Source organism: Cohnella cholangitidis (assembly GCF_014107495.1).
Taxonomy (GTDB): domain Bacteria; phylum Bacillota; class Bacilli; order Paenibacillales; family Paenibacillaceae; genus Cohnella; species Cohnella cholangitidis.
Genome location: NZ_CP041969.1, coordinates 906,613 through 925,443 on the forward strand (window position 1 = coordinate 906,613; position 18,831 = coordinate 925,443).

Below are 18,831 nucleotides of genomic sequence, written 5' to 3' on the forward strand. Positions count from 1 at the left end.
TGTTATCTATTACGCAAACGAGCTGAAATGGTTGCAGTTATTTTCGCCAAATTATCGGCTTCTTCTCTAGTATTGCCCAAACCGAAGCTAAAACGTACGGCAGATGACACTCTTTCGGAAGAAATGTTCATTGCCGACAGAACATGCGACGGCTTCAAGGAGCCCGAAGTGCACGCCGATCCGCCCGAAGCCGACACCCCCGCCAAATCCAGGTTCATCAGCATGCTCTCGGAGGAAATGCCGGTAAAGCTCAAATTCAGGATATGCGGAAGTCGTTCGTCGGGATGTCCGTTAACCGTAAACCCGTCGGCACCGAGTTGCTCCGTCAGCTTCTGCAGCAAGGTCTCGCGGATACTCTCCGCATGATCCCTCCTGGATTGAAGCTGGGCGTATGCTAGCTCCGCCGCTTTGGCGAAGGCTGCGATTCCGGGTACGTTCTCCGTTCCGGCTCTGCGGTTGCGCTCTTGGGAGCCGCCGAATAACAACGGCTGAAACGAGGTTCCTTTGCGGACGTAGAGTAGGCCAACGCCCTGCGGGCCGTTGATTTTGTGCGCGGACAGGCTGAGGAAGTCAATCGGCAATTGCTTGAGATCGAAAGAAAGATAACCAAATGCTTGTACCGCGTCGACGTGCATGTATGCTTTATGCTTGCGAGCCCAATCGCCGATTTCGGCAATCGGCTGTATAGTCCCGGTTTCGTTGTTGCCCGCCATGACGCTGACGATCGCCGTCGTATCGTTAATGGCGGCTTTCGCGTCCTCTACCGCGACGCGTCCGAATTCGTCGACAGGCAATACCGTCAGCAAGAACCCTTGAGCCTCTAGCTGACGGCATGCATGCAAGACGGCGTGATGCTCGACCGCCGTCGTAACGATCCCGTTGCGCCCCTTACGGCGTTGCGCAAGGGCTGCTCCGAATAATGCGGAATTATCGCTTTCGGTACCGCTCCCCGTAAATATAAGTTCAGAGGGTTCGCAATGAAGAATTGCCGCAAAGGCGTCCCTCGCGGAAGTGATCCGTTCTCTGGCCGTTCGCCCGTGGGAATGCAAGCTGGAGGGGTTGCCCGGTCCTCCGGTTGCCGCCTCGGCGTAGGCTTGGAGAGCTTCCGGACTCATAACCGTGGTCGCCGCGTGATCGAAATAAATGGAACCCATGCCTTGCACCTTCTTCTAAATGGGAAAGTTCTCCCCGCGTTCGAAAAACGACTGGATGAACGGCTGCTAAATGTAGAACATGTAGTTGTCCAGCTTGTCCTCGCCTTTAAAGGAAATAAGGTCGTGAAGAGTCGTCGAATCGAGAACTTCGGCAATGCTGTCCCGGATTCTCAGCCACAGGTCGCGTTTGGCCGGATCGTCTTCTTCGGTGAAATCAACGGGGCTGATCGGTCCTTCCAGTATGCGGATGACGTCCCCGGAGGAAATCGTTTCCGGATCCTTGGACAGAATATACCCGCCGTAAGCTCCCCTAACGCTTTTGACTAGCCCGGCATTGCGCAGCGGGGCAATCAATTGCTCCAAGTAATGCTCGGATAGACCGTTTTTCTCGGCAATGCTTTTTAATGAAATCGGCCCCTCGCCGAATTTAGCCGCAAGTTCCATCATAATCGTTAAGCCGTAGCGGCCTTTCGTCGAAATTTTCAAGAGAACACCCGCTTTCATGCCTTGAGCATAGAATAAGTTTCTTTATGTCTTATTCAAAATGTTTTAAATGGGGGTATCCCCATATTAAATCTATGTTATCACATCTATATCCTTTTTGGTCAAAAAAACGTGACATATTCATGAAAGGGATGCCGATATGTGAGAAATCGGTTCGAATATGCTAATATTAAAGACGAAACGGTTCTCGTTTGCAGTAAGGAGAGATGAAAGATGTTGGATCATGAAACGGTTATTCCGTCGCTGAACGAGCGATTCCCGGATCCGTCCAAAGTCCGCGTCGTCGTCGGCATGTCCGGCGGCGTGGATTCCTCGGTGACGGCTCTGTTGTTAAAAAAGCAAGGCTTCGACGTGATCGGAGTATTCATGAAAAACTGGGACGATACGGATGAATTCGGCGTATGCACCGCGGAAGAGGACGCGGAGGACGTCCGCCGAGTATGCAACCAGATCGGAATTCCTTATTATACAGTCAACTTCGAGGATGAGTACAGAGACAAAGTATTCGAATATTTCCTCGAGGAATACCGCCGGGGAAGAACGCCTAACCCCGATGTCATGTGCAACCGCGAAATCAAGTTCGGAGAGTTCCTGCAGAAGGCTCTGGAGCTGGGAGCCGAAGTCATTGCTACGGGACATTATGCCCGCGTCGAGCTTCGGGACGGCAAATACGAACTGTTGCGCGGCGTCGACGCTAACAAGGACCAATCGTACTTCCTGCATGCCCTTAACCAATCGCAGCTCGCCCGCGCCATGTTCCCGATCGGGCACCTGAACAAACCGGACGTGCGGAAGATCGCCGAAGAAGCGGGCTTAGCGACGGCCAAGAAAAAAGACAGCACGGGCGTTTGTTTCATAGGCGAACGCAATTTCAAGGAATTTCTAAGCCAATATTTGCCCGCGAAACCGGGCAATATGGTCGACCTCGTCTCCGGCGAAGTGAAAGGTCGCCATGACGGGCTCATGTATTACACGCTAGGACAACGTCAAGGCCTTGGAATCGGCGGTTCCGGCAACGGCGAACCATGGTTCGTGGCGAGCAAGGATTTGGCGAGCAATACGTTGTACGTCGTGCAAGGAGATGCTCACTCCAGCCTCTACTCCGTGGCGCTCACCGCTACGGAAGTCAACTGGATCAGCCCTTCCGTGCCCGCCGAACCGATCAAGTGTACCGCAAAATTCCGTTATCGCCAGCCGGATCAAGGCGTGACTCTGACCCCTCAGGGCAGCGGAGCTTATCTCGTAGAGTTCGACGTTCCGCAAAAAGCGATCACGCCCGGGCAAGCCGTCGTCTTCTACGACGGAGCAACGTGCCTTGGCGGCGGAACGATCGATAAGGTTCGCATGCTTCAGCCCGACGATTCCGCAGCAGGGACCTTGGTTTAACTTCGCGTACGACCGCTAGCCGTTAACGGTTAGCGGTTTTTTGCTGAGATAACGGCAAAAAGAGGCCGCGAGGCCCCTTTAGGAAATGCGCTATAGGATATCGAACCGTTAACCTATCCGGCTCATTTCGTCGTCGCTGATCTCGAAATTGTGGTACACGTCCTGAACGTCGTCGTTGTCATCGAATGCTTCCATCATTTTCAGGAGTTTCTCCGCGTTCTCCCCTTCGGTAGCTACCGTATTTTGCGGCAACCAGCGAAGGCTTGCCGTCTCGAACGCGTAGCCTGCCGCTTCCAGATTGCTCTTAACGGCATCGAATTCTTCCGGCGCGGTCAAGATTTCGAAGCTGTCTTCCCCGACGACGACGTCTTCCGCTCCGGCTTCTAGAACTTCCATCATGAAGCTGTCTTCGTCGCGTCCATCGTCTTCTTCGCGCTCAACGACTAGCAAGCCCTTATAATCGAACATGTAGGATACGCAACCCGATTCCCCCATGTTGCCTCCCCGCTTGCCGAAGATCGAACGAACGTCGGCCGCCGTACGGTTGCGGTTATCGGTCAGGCACTTCACCATGATCGCCACGCCGCCCGGTCCGTATCCTTCATATAGAACTTCCTCGTAGTCCACGCTGTCGGTCCCGCCGGACGCTTTCTTGATCGCTCTTTCAATATTATCAGCTGGCATTTGAATCGCGCGAGCGCTAGCAATCGCGGCCTTGAGGCCGGAGTTAGCCTCAGGGTTCGTTCCGCCCTTGCGCGCTTGTACGTAAATCTCGCGAGCCAGCTTAACGAAACGATTGTTTTTGGCTTGGTCCGCTTTGCCTTTGCGGCCAGCGAAAAGCTTGAATTTTGGCATAACCATTTACCCCCGAGAGACATTAGTATCAATAAAACCCAGAAATAGTGTACCACTACGCCGATGACGAGGTCAAAGGAATCGACAATAAAACCCCTAGCAGAGGCTAGGGGTTTTACTGCTAATTCGTGATATGATAATAAGTCAACGCATCGCGAGACTTACAGTTTAACCACGTTAGATGCTTGTGGACCACGATTGCCTTGAGTGATTTCGAATTCAACCGCTTGGCCTTCTTCCAAGGTTTTGAAGCCTTCGCCTTGGATTGCAGAGAAGTGAACGAATACATCGTTGCCGTCCTCGATGGAGATAAAACCGTAGCCTTTCTCCGCGTTAAACCACTTTACTGTTCCTCTCAAATGAAAAACCTCCTAAAATCTCGCCGTCAATCGGCGAATACGATAATTATAACCGAATTTACCCTTTTTTGCAAGATAGGCAGATTCGACCATTAAGCCAATTTAACCAGTCGTAGCAAGGGACTGGGGACTGGCGTGAAGGGCAAACCGCTAGGCAAAACCTCCGCGTGCGCGACTTGCCGAAGCTCTCTCAAAAGATCCGGAATGAAAGAGCAAGGCTCCCATTTCAAGGAAATCAAAGGATATATTCGCAGTTCTCCGCCCGGGCGAAGAACCCGTATCAATTCCGTCAATGCTTCGGCATGAAATTTCTCTCCGAAGGCGTCGGCATATAGGAACAAGAAATGGCTGCACAAGACCAATCCGAACGAATCCGTATCGAACGGCAAATTCGGAAGCGACGCCGCAACGTACCTCGACCTGGCTTCTTCCTTGCGGAAGTCTTCCGCGAACAGCTCGAAGGAACGCTCTCTTAGCTTGCGATGTTGCTCCAAAGAGCTGTAAAAGCTCCAGTCGAATTGTTCCGAGATGGCGGCCAGCTTAGCGGTCGAAACCTCGATCTCCCGATAACCCGCGGCGATTACGCTCTCGGTAAGCCCTTCGTAATAAGGATCCGCGGCAACCGCGCTAACGCCCATAGCGTTAAGCTGAGCGGTAAAGGACGAAGCTCCTCCCGCGACGTCTAAAACGGGACCCGCGTTCCAATTCGTTTCGGTCAGCGCAAACATCGCCCGATATTCTTCGAACGATCGGCAAGTCGATGCGACTCCGACTTGCGGATAAGCTTTCAACGCGGACTTGTTTTCCATTTTTCTTTTCTCCTCTCGGCTCGTCAATCCTAGGCTCATCTAGTCTCGGCTCTTTGCTTGCCCCATTCGTTATCCATTGCGAACTTCCGCAATAGAAGCGAATTTTTAGTAGGATCCCACATCCCTCGTTTGCTGTCAACCTATTTTTACCAGCGCCGCATTGATTTCTATGCCCATCTCTTCTATGATGAGAAAAACGGCACGACGTGCCCAGACCAGGAGAAGATCATGTTCGCTAAACATACCGTCTATAAGCACGATAACTACAATATGCTGACTGTAGAGGTTCAAGGCAAAACGCTTGTCGTCAGGGAGATTTCCGACCAATGGGGCGAGACCTGCCACAAATTCCTGAGCCGCCCGGAACTGATGGACTGGGCTCAAAAAAGATTTCGGCCCGAAGACTTTCCCGATGGCGAGGAAGGGCTTAAGCTCACGATGGAGAAGCTTAAAAACATCTAATCGCCCATAGCGGGAAAGGAGCTTTACGCTTAATGGAATCAGAAGCGACTCTCATTTTCATCATCGCATCCTTTAGCTTGGCGGTAATTCTCATTTTATCTCGGGAACGGCTTCCCGAGTCGATGCGCCGATACATGGCGATCCTATCGATTGTTCTCGTTCTGTTTGCTTTTTTCCTTATCGTATATAGCTTCTTTCGGATAGGCGCGTAGCGTAAGAGGTCTTATAAACCTTCCAGGTAAGGACATACTAATCCGGTAACTCATTCCGTTCCCGGAGGCGTCCTATGAAATCCTGCGCATTGCCGCTCTCCGCCACTGTAGTGGTGATGTCTATCCTATGCACGACAGCGACCGTTAGCACTTCTTCCGCAAACCCAAGCATCTCCCATGCGGAAAAACATATTTCCCATAGTCCATTATCCAGGAGGTTGAGCTCTCCCATGAATCAAGTAGCCAAAAGAAACGAAGTTCCTCAAGAGAACCGTTGGAAGCTGGAAGACTTATATCCGAACCAATCCGCTTGGGATGCCGAATTCGCCAAGGTCAAAAGCCTGATCGGGGAAATCTCGGCCTATCAAGGCAAACTTCAAGATGCCGCATCCATCGCTCGCTGTTTCGCGCTGGACGACGACATCTCCTTGTTGACCGAACGTCTCTACGTATACGCCAACATGCGCCATCACGAAGATACGGCTGAGCCAAGCTATCAAGCCTTGTCCGATAAATCCAAGAAAATCAGCGTGGAAGTGAGCGAAGCCACCTCCTTCATCACCCCGGAGATACTCAGCTTGACGGAAAAACAGTTGTCCGGTCTGATCGCCGATCCCGCAGTGGCCAAATACAAGCGCACTCTGGAAGAAATGCTTCGCCAGAAGCCGCATACGCTGTCCAAAAACGAAGAATCGCTTCTTGCGCAGGTCGGCAACGTATCGCAAGCGCCCGGCACGATCTTCGGAATGTTGAACAACGCGGATCTGAAATTCCCTAAAGTAAAGAACGACAAAGGCGAAGAAGTCGAGCTTACTCACGGACGGTACATCCAATTCCTGGAGAGCAAAAACCAAGAAGTCCGCCGCGATGCCTTCAAAGCGATGTACGACACTTACGGCAAATGGCGCAACACGCTCGCTTCCACTTTGAACGCCAACGTGACCAAAAACATTTTTTATGCGAAAGCTCGCCACTACCCGTCCGCGCTGGAAATGTCGCTGTTCGGCGATAATATCCCGCAATCCGTATACGATAACTTGATCTCGACGATCCATGAGTTTTTGCCGCTTATGCACCGGTACATGGATCTGCGCAAGAAGCTGCTCAAGCTTGACGAACTACATATGTACGACCTGTTCGCTCCCCTTGTCGAAGAGTTCGATATGGAGATCTCGTACGAGGATGCGAAGAAAAAAGTTTACGAAAGTCTCGCTCCGCTTGGGGAGGACTATCGCAAGGTGCTGCAGGAAGGCTTCGACGGAGGTTGGATCGACGTCTACGAGAACGAAGGCAAACGCAGCGGCGCTTACAGTTGGGGCGCGTTCGGAACGCATCCTTACGTTCTGCTGAACCATAACGACAACCTGAACAGCATGTTCACGTTGACGCACGAGATGGGCCATGCGCTGCATTCCTATTACTCCGATAACAACAATGAGTACCGCGACGCGCAATACACGATCTTCCTGGCCGAGGTCGCTTCGACGCTTAACGAAGCGCTCCTCATGAACAACTTGCTGGAGAAATCGACCGATCCGAAGGAAAAAATGTACCTTCTCACCTACTACGCCGACCAGTTCAGGACGACCGTATTCCGTCAGACGATGTTCGCGGAATTCGAGAAAATCATCCACGAGAAAGCGGAGAAAGGAGAGGCGCTGACGCCGCAGGAGCTCAGTTCGATCTACTATGATCTGAACGTGCGTTATTACGGCAAAGGAATGGTCGTAGACAAGGATATCGAGATGGAATGGGCTCGTATCCCCCACTTCTATACGAGCTTCTACGTATACAAATACGCGACGGGCTTCTCGGCGGCGACCAGCTTCGCGAAGCAAATTCTCGACGAAGGCCAGCCTGCCGTCGACCGCTACCTCGGTTTCCTGAAGAGCGGCGGCAAAGACTACTCCATCAACATCCTTAAGAAAGCCGGGGTCGATATGTCCTCGCCTGAGCCGATTCGCCAAGCGATGAGCGTCTTCGAAGGGCTGATCGAGCAGATGGAGCAATTGACCAAGTAAGATTTCCAAGCTTATGGGAGAATTAGGTCAAGATCGCTAAAGGGGGAAAACCGGATGTCGGATTTGGAACAGTTGAAATACCCGATCGGAAATTTCAGTTACGACGAGAACACTGCCGCGGAGCAGCGGCAAACGAGGATCGAAGAGCTTGCGTTGACCGCATCGAGACTTCGCGAAGCCATTGAAGGGTTGAACGACGGCCAATTGGATACTCCGTATCGTCCTGGCGGCTGGACGGTAAGGCAAGTCGTCCATCACGTGGCGGACGCTTCGATGAACGGCCTTATTCGCGCCAAGCTCGCCTTGACCGAACAGCAGCCGCTCGTCAAGACGTTCGAGGAGAACGATTGGGTTAAACTTCAGGATTCCAGCCTCCTTCCGGTCGAGCCCTCGCTGAAGATGCTTGAAGGCATTCATGAGCGTATGGACGCGCTATTGCGTTCCCTTCCGCCGGAATCGTTCTCTCTTGCCTTCCAGCATCCCGTTAGCGGCCTCAACACGCTTGATCGGTTAGTCGCCTACTTCGCGTGGCACGGCAAGCAGCACGCGGCCCATATTACGTCCTTAAGGCAACGCGAAGGTTGGTAAGCGACCTGTATAAGACAGTCCGGCAAGAGGATCCCCTCTTGCCGGACTGTTTTTATATGTCCAACAACACTCGCCAAACCGCCAGCCGATCATCCAACCCTCTGTAATCCTTCGTCGGAATCGGGCTCGTCGAAGGCATGCGGAGAATCTTCCGTTGCATGATCTCCGGATGCGAGCCGAAATGCTTGTTCATCTCCGCATAAGACTTCGTACCGTTGCAGACAAGCGTTTTCACGTTCGGATACCTCTCGAGCAAACCCGGAATATCGTTCGGGACGGCCTTTTTAATATCGCTATCCAGGCTCCCCTCCCTCTCGCAGCTCGCGATGACGTCCCATAAGGCGATTCCGTTATCCGAGGCCAGCTTAAGCTTCTCTTCGTAGCTTTCGTCCGGTTTCCTCCCCTCACCGTACAGAGCGTACAGGATCGGCCACAAATAATTGCGCGCGTTCCCGTAATACTGATGCGCCCGCAAGGAGGCTACGCCGGGCATGCTGCCTAAAATCAATATTCTCGATCCGTCGCCGATGAACGGCGGAAATGAGTAAACGTTCAATGGGGTCCCGTCCTTTCGCGTTGCTCCCCCTATTTTCTCATTGATGACGATGAAAAACAAAAAAGCACGATTCTCCAGAAGGAGAACGCGCTTGTTCGATTGCACTCGATAATTTCGGATTAGCCTTTGACGCCACCCGCGGTCAAACCTTCGATGATCGTTTTTTGCAAGAATGCGTAGATGACCAGAATCGGCAAGACGCTGATTACGATTCCGGTAAATACCAACGGATAATTCGTCTGGAACGCGTCGCGGAAACCGACCATCCCGGTCGGGAGCGTGCGCAAGTTGTCTTTACTGATGAAAAAGTTCGATAGCAAATATTCGTTCCAGTTACCTAGAAGGTTAATGATAAACACCGTTACGAGCGCAGGTACGGTCAACGGAAGAATAATTCTGAAGAACGATCCGATAACCCCAAGCCCGTCCACGATCGCAGCCTCTTCCATTTCCTGCGGAATGGCTTTCATGAAGGCGACGATGAGCAATACGCTGAACGGTAAAGCCCCGGCCGTATAAGGCAAGAACAAAGCCCAGTGCGTGTTGAGGATTCCCATTTTCTGAACGAGAATATATTGGGCGATAAACAGCACGTTACCCGGTATGAGCATCCCCAGCAAAATAAACTGATAGATTACCTTGCTTGTACGTTTCAATCTCATGCGGGCGATGGCATAAGCGGTCATTGCGGAGAGCAGGATCGCTGCCACTGCGGCCGCCAAGGATAGATAAGCGCTGTTGAAGAAATATCGGCTGATTTTCGCTTGGGTCCAGGCATCCGAGAAATTCTCGAACGTCAGCTTTTTCGGCAAACCGAAAGGCGCGGTTACGATCTGATCGTTCGTTTCTTTCAAGGACGATAACAGCACGAAAACGAATGGAAACAAGATAATGAATACATAAACTATCAGCACCAGATGGGGCAAGACTTTTTTTATGACTTTAGGCATCAGTACTCGACCCTTTCCTGCCTTCTGGCAAACACGATTTGGTAAAGCGCCGTCAAGAGCAAAGCGATGGCGAAGATCATAATGGAAAGAGCGGTGCCGTAACCGTATTCGCCATACTTCATAGCTTTATTGACCATATATGACGCCATTACTTCCGTTGCCCCAGCCGGACCTCCGTTCGTCATGACAAGAACGATGTCGACGACTCTCATCGCGCCAGCGATGGAAAGCATAACTACTATCGATATAACAGGCATAATGAGCGGCGTCGTAATCCGGACTGCCCGTTGGAAGCCCGTTGCTCCGTCGATCTCCGCCGCCTCGTTGATTTCCTTCGGAATAGCCAAAATGGCTGCAAGTACCAATACGATATAAAAGCCCATCCACTGCCAAGCATTCGTAATCAGAATGGACAACAGCGCCCATTTCGTATCGGATAACCAATAAATCGGTTCAATGCCGAACCAACTAAGGAATTTGTTGAAAAACCCGATGCTCGGATGATACATAAAACCCCACAAAATACCGATAATCGACGTGGACAAAATGGAAGGCATAAATACCGTTGTCTTATAGAAGCCTTGTAAACGTTTCACGCCGCTGATGAGCAACGAGAAAAGAATAATCAAAGGAACTTGTACGAAAACCGAGAAAAGAATGAAAAACATGTTGTTCTTGACGGAAACCCAGAAATCATCATCTTGAAACGCCCGTTCGAAATTTCCGAATCCGATAAAATTAGCAGTCGTTAAGGCATCCCAATCCGTTAATCCGTAATAAGCCGATTGGATGACGGGATAAATAAAGAACAATCCGTAAAGACCGATCGTCGGCAGCACAAAGAGCAGGTATACATATGGATTTCTCAAAGTTTTGTTCATGGTTCCCCCACCCTGATGACGAGAGAGGAACCGCCCGTTGCGGGCAGCGGTTCCTCATCGTCGTGATCGCTGAATTAGGACTATTTCAGAGCTGCTAGCTCAGTATCTAGAAGTTTTTGAATCGCTTCAACCGCTTTTTGCGGATCGGACTTGCCGGCGATCAGGTTTTGGATTTGTTTTTCGAACTCGCCGTTTACTGTTCCTGGTACGAGAGAATCGAAGTGCGGGAATACAGTGCCAGCTGCAGCATTGTTCGCCAAAACTTCTTTCATGATCGGATCTTCGGAAGTCAGCAACGTTGGATCTACTTTCATGGAAGGCAATACGCCGTCTTCTTTGAAACCGCGAACTTGGTACTCGTCCGCATAAAGATTTTTGATGAACGCTTTGATAGCCGCTTTTTCGTTGTCGTTAAGGTCCGAAGAGAACGCGTAACCATTGTTTTGGTTGTAGTTAACCGCGGTTTGGTCGCCTTTGCCGCCCGATACCGCAGGGAATGCAAAGTAACCGACTTTACCGTTAAGAGCTTTACCTACGCCTTCAGCAGCGAAGGTAGACGCGCGCCAAGTTCCATCGAACAGGAATCCGGTTTTGCCTGCGATGAATTCGTTCGTTTGACCGGCGTAGTCGATACCGAGTTCGCCTTTCGTGAAGTAGCCTTTTTTGATCCACTCTTCGTATTTCGCGAAGGCAGCGACAACTTCAGGCTCAGTCAATTTGCGAGTACCGTTGGCTACGCCTGCTTGAATATCAGGACCAGCATAACGAGCGATCATGGTGTTCACGAGCATGAACGGCACCCAAGCAGCTTGGGACCCCATTGCGATTGGCGTAATGCCTTTGCCTTTCAGCGTTTCGAACGCGGCTTCGAGCTCTTCAAGCGTTTTTGGAACGGCGATGTTGTTAGCCGCAAGAAGTTCCGTATTGTAGAACCATCCCTCGGAGCTAGCACCGATCGGCAATCCGTAAATTTTACCGTCTACCGTAAACGTGGAAGTGTCCGTAAACTTATCTTTGATTCCGAGCTCATCAAGGATCGGAGTCACGTCGAGCAATTTGTTAGCGCGGGCATACTTTTGAGCTTCTGCAGGTCCGCCGAACACGTCGAAGATTTTAGGAGGATTGCCTGCCGCCATTTCGGCCGGCAGCTTTGTCCAACGGTTGAAGCTGTCTTCAACGGCGTCGAGTTCAAAGTTGGCTCCCTTTACTTCGTCCTCGGATTTTTTAACGACTTCGTCAAGAATCGCTTTACGGAATTTTTGCAGTTCGCCGATTTGGATGTGGCGCAAGGAAACGTCGAATCTTTCCACGTTCGCCGGCGCTTCGGCCGATTCGCTCGGGCTGGCGCTTGCGCTAGTGCTTGGGCTTGCAGCAGGAGATGCTTCGTTTTTGTCGTTGCCGCCGCAAGCAGTCAAAGCCGATGACAACATTACGACGGATGCAACTGTGGTAAGTAGTTTCTTTTTCACTTTTATAGACCTCCCAAAAGGTTGTTTGATACTTACACCCTTATTGTAAAAGCAAACTTCCTTAAAGTAAGGGAGTCAAACAGCTAAAGAAGGGATAAGATCATCTTGCGCAAAAAACAAGTTTTTTCCCCCTTCGCCGCCAGCTAATATCAACGATAAATGGAAAATTAGTCAAAATACCCGCTTGCTAAAACTAATGATATTAGTTATAATGATAATACAATTAGTAATTGGAGGCGATTAGCTTGAACAAAAATACATGGGGTCCCGTGACCCAACTGATCTTCGTTCCTAAATTATTCCCGATGGATTGTTATCTCATAGAAGACGAGAACGGCGTGACGCTTATCGACGCATGCGTTCCTTCCCTGGCCAAAGGAATCGACTCCGCTATCCAAGCAACAGGCAAGCCGCTTACCCGGATCTTGATTACTCATGCTCATGATGATCATATCGGCGCCGTTCCTTACCTTAAGACGAAGTATCCGAACGCGAAGATCGGAATGTCCCGCCGGGAGGCAGCCATTCTAAAAGGAAATCGCTCTCTCCTGCCGAATGAACCGCAAACCCCGCTTAAAGGCGGATTACCGAAAAAGGCGCTCTTCGCTCCGGATTTCCTCATCGAAGACAATGACTGCATCGGTTCGCTGATAGCCGTCTCGTCTCCAGGACACTCCCCTGGCCATCTTGCTTTTCTGGAAACCGAAACCCAAACGCTTATCGCGGGCGACGCCTTCCAATCGAAAGGCGGATTAGCCGTCTCCGGCCACGTGAAATGGACGTTTCCATTTCCGGCATTGGCCACCTGGCATACGCCTACGGCCATCGCAAGCGCCAAGAGGCTATTGCAGCTTAACCCCTCGGTACTGGCCGTAGGCCATGGACCGGCGCTTAATCAACCCGCGAATCTTATCCGGCGCGCCATCGAAGAAGCGGAGCAACGTTTAGAAAAGAGGAAAGCCCAATGAGAGCCGGCATTAAACCCGAAATCGTAATCGCAACCGCGGCGGACATAGCCGATCGGATCGGCTGGGAGCAAATCACGCTGGCCAACGTCGCAGGTCAATTAGGCATTAAAACTCCCTCCCTTTACAACCATGTGGAAGGTCTTCCCGACCTCCGCCAGAAGCTGGCCGTTTACGCCTCCCGACAATTGCTCGATCAACTGCAGGACGCGGCTATCGGCCATTCCGGGAAAGAAGCGTTAATCGAGGTCGGTCAGGCTTACGTTCTTTTCGTTCGCCAGCATCCGGGCCTATATGAATCGATTAACCGCATCCCCGACCCTAAACCGGCACCCTTCGAACAAACGGCGGAAGGCATACTGAATCTGTTCATCCGGTTGATGCAGCCGCTCGGTATCCCGCCCGAAGAAGCCGTTCACGCGATTCGCGGTTTACGCAGCTTGGTGCACGGATTCGCCTCCTTGGAAGCGATAGGCGGATTTCAAATGAAAGAAGACTTAATGGAAAGCTTGTCTAAGTCGATCACTTATTATATCGATGGTTTGAGCCGCCAATTTAACTAACTGCACCCATTACCCGTAAAACAACTTTTTCCGACCGAAGAAGTTGTTTTTTTTGCGCATAAAGCAGGATTCGACAACATTCTCGCGAATAATGCTATTGGATGGTTAAGGAGTGAAGCATGGTGTACAAAAAAGAGCTGACGCCGGAAGATTTATTACGCATTATTTTTGACTATACCGCGAAAATCGCCAGCGAGCGGAAATTGAATCAAGTGCTCGTCCATATGGCCAACATGGGACGGGAAATGATCTTGTCGGATCGATGCGCCGTATGGCTGATCGACGAAAGCAATCATGAATTGTACACGACCGTGGCTCATGGCGTCGACGAAATCCGTATCCCTTACGGAACGGGTCTAGTCGGAAACGCGATCGTCTCCGGCGAACCGATCATCATCGAGGATGCCTATAACGATCCGAGACATAACTCCGAGAACGATCAGAAAACGGGTTATCATACCAAATCCATCATTACCGTTCCGTTCCGCAACAATGACGGTGAAATTATCGGCGCCTATCAAGCCATTAACAAATTGACCGAAGTCGGTTATTTTACCACGGTAGATTTAGAATTGCTCTCCTTGGCCGCTTCTTACGCCGGCAAATCCCTCGAATCCGTCATGCTGCATCAGGAAATTATCGATACGCAGCGAGAGATCATTTCGACCATGGGCGAAATCGGCGAGATCAGATCCAAGGAAACGGGCAATCACGTTAAACGGGTAGCCGAATACTCCTACGTCCTCGCTCTTGGCCTAGGTCTGGGCGAGAGTCAAGCCGAATTGCTGCGTACCGCTTCCCCGATGCACGATATCGGGAAGGTCGCCATCCCGGATGCGGTGTTGAATAAGCCGGGCAAATTGACCGCCGAAGAATACGATATCATTAAATCGCATACGAACATCGGACATCAATTGCTGCGGGGGTCCAGGCGCGAATTGCTGCGAACCGCCTCCATCGTGGCGGAGCAGCATCACGAGAAATGGGACGGCACCGGATATCCCTTAGGGAGAAAAGGCGAGGAAATCCATATTTTCGGCCGTATTACCGCCGTTGCCGACGTATTCGACGCGTTAAGCGCGGAACGGGTTTACAAGGCTGCATGGCCGCTTGATAAAATCGAAAACTTATTCCGCGAAGAGAGGGGACGCCATTTCGATCCGGCCGTCGTTGACGTTTTCTTCGAAAAATTGCCCAAGCTGCTCGAAATCCGCCAGAAGCTAACGGATGATGAAATCGAGATTAAATAAAGGAAGGAGCTATTCCGCGGCCTCAGCCGCTTGGAGTAGCTCCTTCTCTTCTTTATCCTTCCAGTCTCACCTTCATAATGCCTAGGCTGCTCTCATTCCACTTGACGTCCAGCTTATCCCCGTCCCGCAAGGCACCGACGCCTTCGGGAGTACCCGTGAACAGCAGATCTCCCGCTCCCAGCCCATAGTTAAGGCCGACGAAATCGACGATTCGCTGCAAATCGAACACCATTTCCTTAGCGTTACCCCGTTGAACTTCCCTATCGTTAATGTTCAAGCTGAAATCATGCTCGGACATGGCGCGTAACCCCGGAAATTTCAACCAACCGCCTAGCGCCGCCGAATTACGGAAGCCTTTGGCAGGCAACCAAGGCTGCCCCTTCGACTTCAACCGATCTTGAACGTCCCGTAGCGTAAAATCCAATCCTACCGTGAACGATGAGATGAGCTCGTCGCATGTCATACCCGGCTCGTATTCCTTGCCGACTGCGAATACGAGCTCCGCCTCGTAATGGACGCTCCCTTGCGAACCGGTAATCCCGACGATATTATTCAACATCGCCGTAGCGGCATGGGTCGGCTTGGTAAAGATCATCGGAGTAGTAGGGACCTCATTGCCTAGTTCGGCGGCATGAAGCCGATAATTTCGGCCGACGCAATAAATGTTACGCAAGTTCGCCAAAGATTGTCGATCTTGATCCGGCATCGCTTATTTCTCCTCTTTAACCGCGGACAACCAACGGTCCGGATAGTTCGTGCATAGCTGGAAAGGTTCTTGTCGGCTCGATAGCCTGCGCAGATCCCCGACGGAATTAACTGTCCATGCCATAACGTCGATAGAAGCTTCCGAGGTTTGTTGCAGAAGCTTCTCGTCGATGTGCCTGAAGCCGATCGACAGCAAGGACGCGTCGAGCGAGATTAAAGTCCGGACAAGATCATCAGGCCGTTCATCGATAATTAGCCCGATCCTTATGGAAGGGGAGTATTTGCGAACGGCGCGAAGAATATCGGGCCGGAACGAAGTGATCACGATTTCGTCCTCTAACCGTTGGGAACGGAGAACCTCGATCGCCCGTTTAGCCAGACGGTCATAATCGGCGTCGTCCCCTTTTAACTCGACGTTTAATCTGCATTTACCTGCGGTTAGACTCAGAACCTCGCTTAGCGTAGAAACGGTTTCCGCGGAAACTTAGGATCGAACCAGCTTCCCGCGTCTAATCTTCCTAACTCCTCGGCGGTATGATCAATGACGCGCCCTTGGCCGTTAGTCGTCCGTTTCAACGTACTGTCATGAATGACTACGGGGATCTCGTCCTTCGAAAGATGAACGTCCAGCTCGATCCAATGGACATGAGGCTGATTCATCGCAAGTCTAAAAGCGGCAATCGTATTCTCCGGCGCTTCTCCCGAGAAGCCGCGATGCGCGACACAGGGGTGCAGAGCGGCGCGCGTAGTGTCGTTCATTAGATTACTCCCTTTAATATGAAATCGGAATGGCAAGTTTCTAAGCCCTTTTGCAAAGCTCTTAATCCCGTGCCACAATCGTTCCATCCTCCTCTACGTCGGCGCCGTAGGATAATGACGACAAACGCGCCAGCAGCGCCTTTCTTTCCGCTTCCTCCATCGGCGCGGGCTGAGAGTTTTTCGCGAACATCGGAGCAAACGATAACGAACATGCTCCGTCCTTGCCGCACTTGGCATTCAATACGCCGGTTTCCGATGATTTGATCCCCGTAGTAGAGAAGACGAAGTTGCCTAAGCTATATGCGATCCACTTCCCTTTGTATGCCTCGAAGCCCTGCAATACATGCGGATGGCTGCCGATAACCAAATCGGCTCCGGCGTCGACGAAGCGATGGGCCAAGTCCGTCTGATGGTTAACCGGACGTTCTTCCCGCTCCACTCCCCAATGGACCATAACCACGACGACATCGGCATTCCGCTTCGCCTCCTTGATCGCCGCAACCGCGCGATCCGGCGAGTATGCTTCGGCGACTCCGGGGTGAGTCTTATCGGCTTTCCAAGACACTTCCGGTACCACTCGCGTAACGCTGACGAAGCCAACCGTATTCCCCTTGCTTTCTATGTATGCGGGAGCAAAAGCTTCGCGATCGTCATTGCCCGAACCGGCATGCTGGAGATCTGCGTCGTCCAGCGCGTCCATCGTATCGCTAAGCCCTTCCCAGCCGTAATCCAAAGTATGATTGTTCGCTAACGACAAGAAATCAAAACCGGCTTCCTTCAGAGCGGGAATGGCGTCGGCGCTCCCGCGGAACACGTACTGCTTATTCTCCGCCGGCGTGCCCCTTGTCGTAATCGGAGCTTCCAGATTACCCGCCGTAATATCCGCCGCCTCCAACGCGGTTTTGGCCTCGCGGAACGGATAATCGAAACCGTTGGATTTCATAAGTTCAAGCACTCTCGCCGCCGGCAATATATCCCCGACGAATGCCAACGACACCGTATCGGACGGGCTTCCGGCTCCGTGTATTGTTCCTCCGGCTCCGGCGTCGGGGTAAGCGAACTCTCATTTTCTTCCTCGACCGGACCCGGAGATGGCGTCGGAACGCTTTCTCCCGAAGGGGAAGCGGCGCTCTGGGCTTGCGGGTTCCCCGATCCGTTGCCTCCCTCTTTATCTTCGTTCGACTTCCATACCAATGCGGCAACCGCGACGATACAGATTAATAAAACTCCATTTACGATAAGCAGAAGCCGCATTCTGTTGCGACGTTTCGTCTTTTGTTGATTTTGCGTTCGCGACCGCGAATAAGTCATTTCGTCAACCGTCCTCCCGTCTCTCTTGCCCGTTATTATACAACATGAAAACGCAAAAGACGATTTCCCATCTCCATAATTAGGGGGAAATCGTCCTTTTTCTCGTTTTATTGCGCTGCAAGCTGTTTTGCGGCATACTCCGCGCTGCCGTATAGCCCGGAGTCGTCCCCCAATGAAGGCGGAACGATGAGAAGCCGTTCCCTATATAACGGATGCAGGCTTTCGGATACGTATTTCCTTAACGGCTCGAAGAATACGGCTCCGGCCGCCGCGACGCCGCCGCCGATAATCATGACATCGGGGCTTAACAACGCAACGGAAGGAATCAATACCCTCGACAGCCAATACGCCGTCTTCTGAAACACTTGTCCGGCAAAGGCATCGCCCTCACGGTATGCTTGCCATACGTCTCTGGACGTTAGCTCTTCGCGTTTGGCGGGAGGGAAACGGTCCGCCAGCAATCCGACCCAACCTGCCTCCAACCCGTCTCTTGCTTGCCTGACGATGCCGGAAGCGGAGACAACCGTCTCCAAGCATCCTTTCATGCCGCAACCGCACATGTAGGGGATATCCGAGTAAGCGACATGCCCGATTTCCCCGGCTAAACCTCCGGCTCCGCCATGAAGACGGCCTTCCGTCACCCATGCGGATGCCATCCCCGTACCTAAAGTGACTCCCAGAATGTGCGAGTATCCTTGTCCTGCGCCTCTAAGCGATTCTCCGTATACGATCATTTTCACGTCGTTCTCGACCGTAACGGGTACTCCGAGCAATTCGCGGAGGCGTTCGGCAACGGGAATGTCGGTAAACGGCAGGTTAGCCGCGTTGACTAAACCCGTCTCCTTGGCAATAAATCCAGGGAGCCCGATTCCTACCGCGCTCAGAAGCTGTTCCGGCACTTGTTCGGCGTCTATTATCTCTTTGCATAGATCAGCCAATTGCCGCAATAGCTCGTGCGAACTTGTTTTGACCGTGCGGGTTTTGCTTCGCCGCAGCAGCTTCCCGTCAGCTCCGAACAATCCGATTACGACGTTCGTTCCTCCAACATCCATCCCGATCCGATAGCTCATGT

The 18,831-nt window shown here is 51.8% G+C and carries 21 protein-coding genes and 1 pseudogene; 8 read left to right on the forward strand and 14 right to left on the reverse strand.

Going from position 1 to position 18,831, the window contains the following annotated elements; all coding sequences use genetic code 11:
• Positions 1-2 precede the first annotated feature (2 nt).
• Both FPL14_RS04550 and cymR read right to left on the reverse strand, forming a co-directional pair.
• Positions 3-1,154 (reverse strand): cysteine desulfurase family protein, encoded by a 1,152-nt coding sequence (locus FPL14_RS04550; protein ID WP_182301905.1) that lies wholly within the window; start codon positions 1,152-1,154, stop codon positions 3-5.
• 66 nt (positions 1,155-1,220) lie between these two features.
• Positions 1,221-1,640, reverse strand: coding sequence for a cysteine metabolism transcriptional regulator CymR (gene cymR, locus FPL14_RS04555; protein ID WP_182301906.1), 420 nt, complete (start codon positions 1,638-1,640; stop codon positions 1,221-1,223).
• A gap of 231 nt (positions 1,641-1,871) precedes the next feature.
• On the opposite strand from cymR, the gene mnmA reads away from it, so the two are divergent.
• The gene (mnmA, locus tag FPL14_RS04560; protein ID WP_182301907.1) at positions 1,872-3,044 is read left to right on the forward strand and encodes a tRNA 2-thiouridine(34) synthase MnmA; all 1,173 of its coding nucleotides are present in this window, start codon (positions 1,872-1,874) and stop codon (positions 3,042-3,044) included.
• A gap of 108 nt (positions 3,045-3,152) precedes the next feature.
• Here mnmA and FPL14_RS04565 read toward each other — a convergent pair whose 3' ends face one another.
• From FPL14_RS04565 to FPL14_RS04575, 3 genes are all read right to left on the reverse strand, one after another.
• Positions 3,153-3,899 (reverse strand): YebC/PmpR family DNA-binding transcriptional regulator, encoded by a 747-nt coding sequence (locus FPL14_RS04565; RefSeq protein ID WP_182301908.1) that lies wholly within the window; start codon positions 3,897-3,899, stop codon positions 3,153-3,155.
• 161 nt (positions 3,900-4,060) lie between these two features.
• On the reverse strand, positions 4,061-4,258 hold the full coding sequence (locus tag FPL14_RS04570; RefSeq protein WP_135150164.1) for a cold shock domain-containing protein: 198 nt from the start codon (positions 4,256-4,258) through the stop codon (positions 4,061-4,063).
• A gap of 92 nt (positions 4,259-4,350) precedes the next feature.
• Positions 4,351-5,067 carry a class I SAM-dependent methyltransferase gene (locus FPL14_RS04575; RefSeq protein WP_182301909.1) on the reverse strand — a complete coding sequence of 239 codons (717 nt, stop codon included), beginning with the start codon at positions 5,065-5,067 and terminating at the stop codon, positions 4,351-4,353.
• Between the two features lie 228 nt (positions 5,068-5,295).
• Between FPL14_RS04575 and FPL14_RS04580 the strand changes: the two genes are divergently transcribed.
• The 4 genes from FPL14_RS04580 to FPL14_RS04595 all read left to right on the forward strand — a co-directional run bounded on the left by FPL14_RS04580 (position 5,296) and on the right by FPL14_RS04595 (position 8,350).
• Positions 5,296-5,529: a hypothetical protein gene (locus FPL14_RS04580; protein ID WP_182301910.1), complete on the forward strand. Its 234-nt coding sequence runs from the start codon at positions 5,296-5,298 to the stop codon at positions 5,527-5,529.
• Positions 5,530-5,561: 32 nt separating this feature from the next.
• Positions 5,562-5,741, forward strand: coding sequence for a hypothetical protein (locus tag FPL14_RS04585; RefSeq protein WP_182301911.1), 180 nt, complete (start codon positions 5,562-5,564; stop codon positions 5,739-5,741).
• 230 nt (positions 5,742-5,971) lie between these two features.
• Positions 5,972-7,762 carry an oligoendopeptidase F gene (gene pepF, locus FPL14_RS04590; protein ID WP_182301912.1) on the forward strand — a complete coding sequence of 597 codons (1,791 nt, stop codon included), beginning with the start codon at positions 5,972-5,974 and terminating at the stop codon, positions 7,760-7,762.
• A gap of 54 nt (positions 7,763-7,816) precedes the next feature.
• The gene (locus tag FPL14_RS04595) at positions 7,817-8,350 is read left to right on the forward strand and encodes a YfiT family bacillithiol transferase (RefSeq protein ID WP_182301913.1); all 534 of its coding nucleotides are present in this window, start codon (positions 7,817-7,819) and stop codon (positions 8,348-8,350) included.
• Between the two features lie 52 nt (positions 8,351-8,402).
• Here FPL14_RS04595 and FPL14_RS04600 read toward each other — a convergent pair whose 3' ends face one another.
• The 4 genes from FPL14_RS04600 to FPL14_RS04615 form a co-directional block, all read right to left on the reverse strand.
• Positions 8,403-8,906: a DNA-deoxyinosine glycosylase gene (locus tag FPL14_RS04600; protein ID WP_182301914.1), complete on the reverse strand. Its 504-nt coding sequence runs from the start codon at positions 8,904-8,906 to the stop codon at positions 8,403-8,405.
• Positions 8,907-9,025: 119 nt separating this feature from the next.
• Entirely contained in the window at positions 9,026-9,856 is an 831-nt protein-coding gene (locus FPL14_RS04605) for a carbohydrate ABC transporter permease (protein ID WP_182301915.1), read from the reverse strand.
• Positions 9,856-10,737 carry a carbohydrate ABC transporter permease gene (locus tag FPL14_RS04610; protein WP_182301916.1) on the reverse strand — a complete coding sequence of 294 codons (882 nt, stop codon included), beginning with the start codon at positions 10,735-10,737 and terminating at the stop codon, positions 9,856-9,858. The genes FPL14_RS04605 and FPL14_RS04610 overlap by 1 nt, the downstream gene beginning before the upstream one ends.
• Positions 10,738-10,817: 80 nt before the next feature.
• Entirely contained in the window at positions 10,818-12,206 is a 1,389-nt protein-coding gene (locus FPL14_RS04615) for an extracellular solute-binding protein (protein WP_182301917.1), read from the reverse strand.
• A gap of 305 nt (positions 12,207-12,511) precedes the next feature.
• Here FPL14_RS04615 and FPL14_RS04620 point away from each other — a divergent pair, with 305 nt between their 5' ends.
• The 3 genes from FPL14_RS04620 to FPL14_RS04630 all read left to right on the forward strand — a co-directional run bounded on the left by FPL14_RS04620 (position 12,512) and on the right by FPL14_RS04630 (position 14,984).
• The gene (locus tag FPL14_RS04620; RefSeq protein WP_182303850.1) at positions 12,512-13,174 is read left to right on the forward strand and encodes an MBL fold metallo-hydrolase; all 663 of its coding nucleotides are present in this window, start codon (positions 12,512-12,514) and stop codon (positions 13,172-13,174) included.
• Positions 13,171-13,734 carry a TetR-like C-terminal domain-containing protein gene (locus FPL14_RS04625; RefSeq protein WP_182301918.1) on the forward strand — a complete coding sequence of 188 codons (564 nt, stop codon included), beginning with the start codon at positions 13,171-13,173 and terminating at the stop codon, positions 13,732-13,734. Before FPL14_RS04620 ends, FPL14_RS04625 begins: the two co-directional genes overlap by 4 nt.
• A gap of 119 nt (positions 13,735-13,853) precedes the next feature.
• Positions 13,854-14,984 (forward strand): HD domain-containing phosphohydrolase, encoded by a 1,131-nt coding sequence (locus FPL14_RS04630; protein WP_182301919.1) that lies wholly within the window; start codon positions 13,854-13,856, stop codon positions 14,982-14,984.
• Positions 14,985-15,036: 52 nt separating this feature from the next.
• Here FPL14_RS04630 and FPL14_RS04635 read toward each other — a convergent pair whose 3' ends face one another.
• The 5 genes and pseudogenes from FPL14_RS04635 to FPL14_RS04650 form a co-directional block, all read right to left on the reverse strand.
• Positions 15,037-15,690, reverse strand: coding sequence for a fumarylacetoacetate hydrolase family protein (locus tag FPL14_RS04635; RefSeq protein ID WP_182301920.1), 654 nt, complete (start codon positions 15,688-15,690; stop codon positions 15,037-15,039).
• A gap of 3 nt (positions 15,691-15,693) precedes the next feature.
• Positions 15,694-16,535 (reverse strand): annotated as a pseudogene (locus FPL14_RS30455) (glycerophosphodiester phosphodiesterase).
• Positions 16,510-17,391, reverse strand: coding sequence for a CapA family protein (locus FPL14_RS04645; RefSeq protein ID WP_229263777.1), 882 nt, complete (start codon positions 17,389-17,391; stop codon positions 16,510-16,512). The pseudogene FPL14_RS30455 and the gene FPL14_RS04645 overlap by 26 nt, the downstream one beginning before the upstream one ends.
• Positions 17,388-17,759, reverse strand: a complete 372-nt coding sequence (locus FPL14_RS29755; RefSeq protein ID WP_229263778.1) for a hypothetical protein — start codon at positions 17,757-17,759, stop codon at positions 17,388-17,390. Before FPL14_RS29755 ends, FPL14_RS04645 begins: the two co-directional genes overlap by 4 nt.
• Before the next feature lie 107 nt (positions 17,760-17,866).
• Positions 17,867-18,829: an ROK family protein gene (locus tag FPL14_RS04650; protein ID WP_182301921.1), complete on the reverse strand. Its 963-nt coding sequence runs from the start codon at positions 18,827-18,829 to the stop codon at positions 17,867-17,869.
• Positions 18,830-18,831 lie beyond the last annotated feature (2 nt).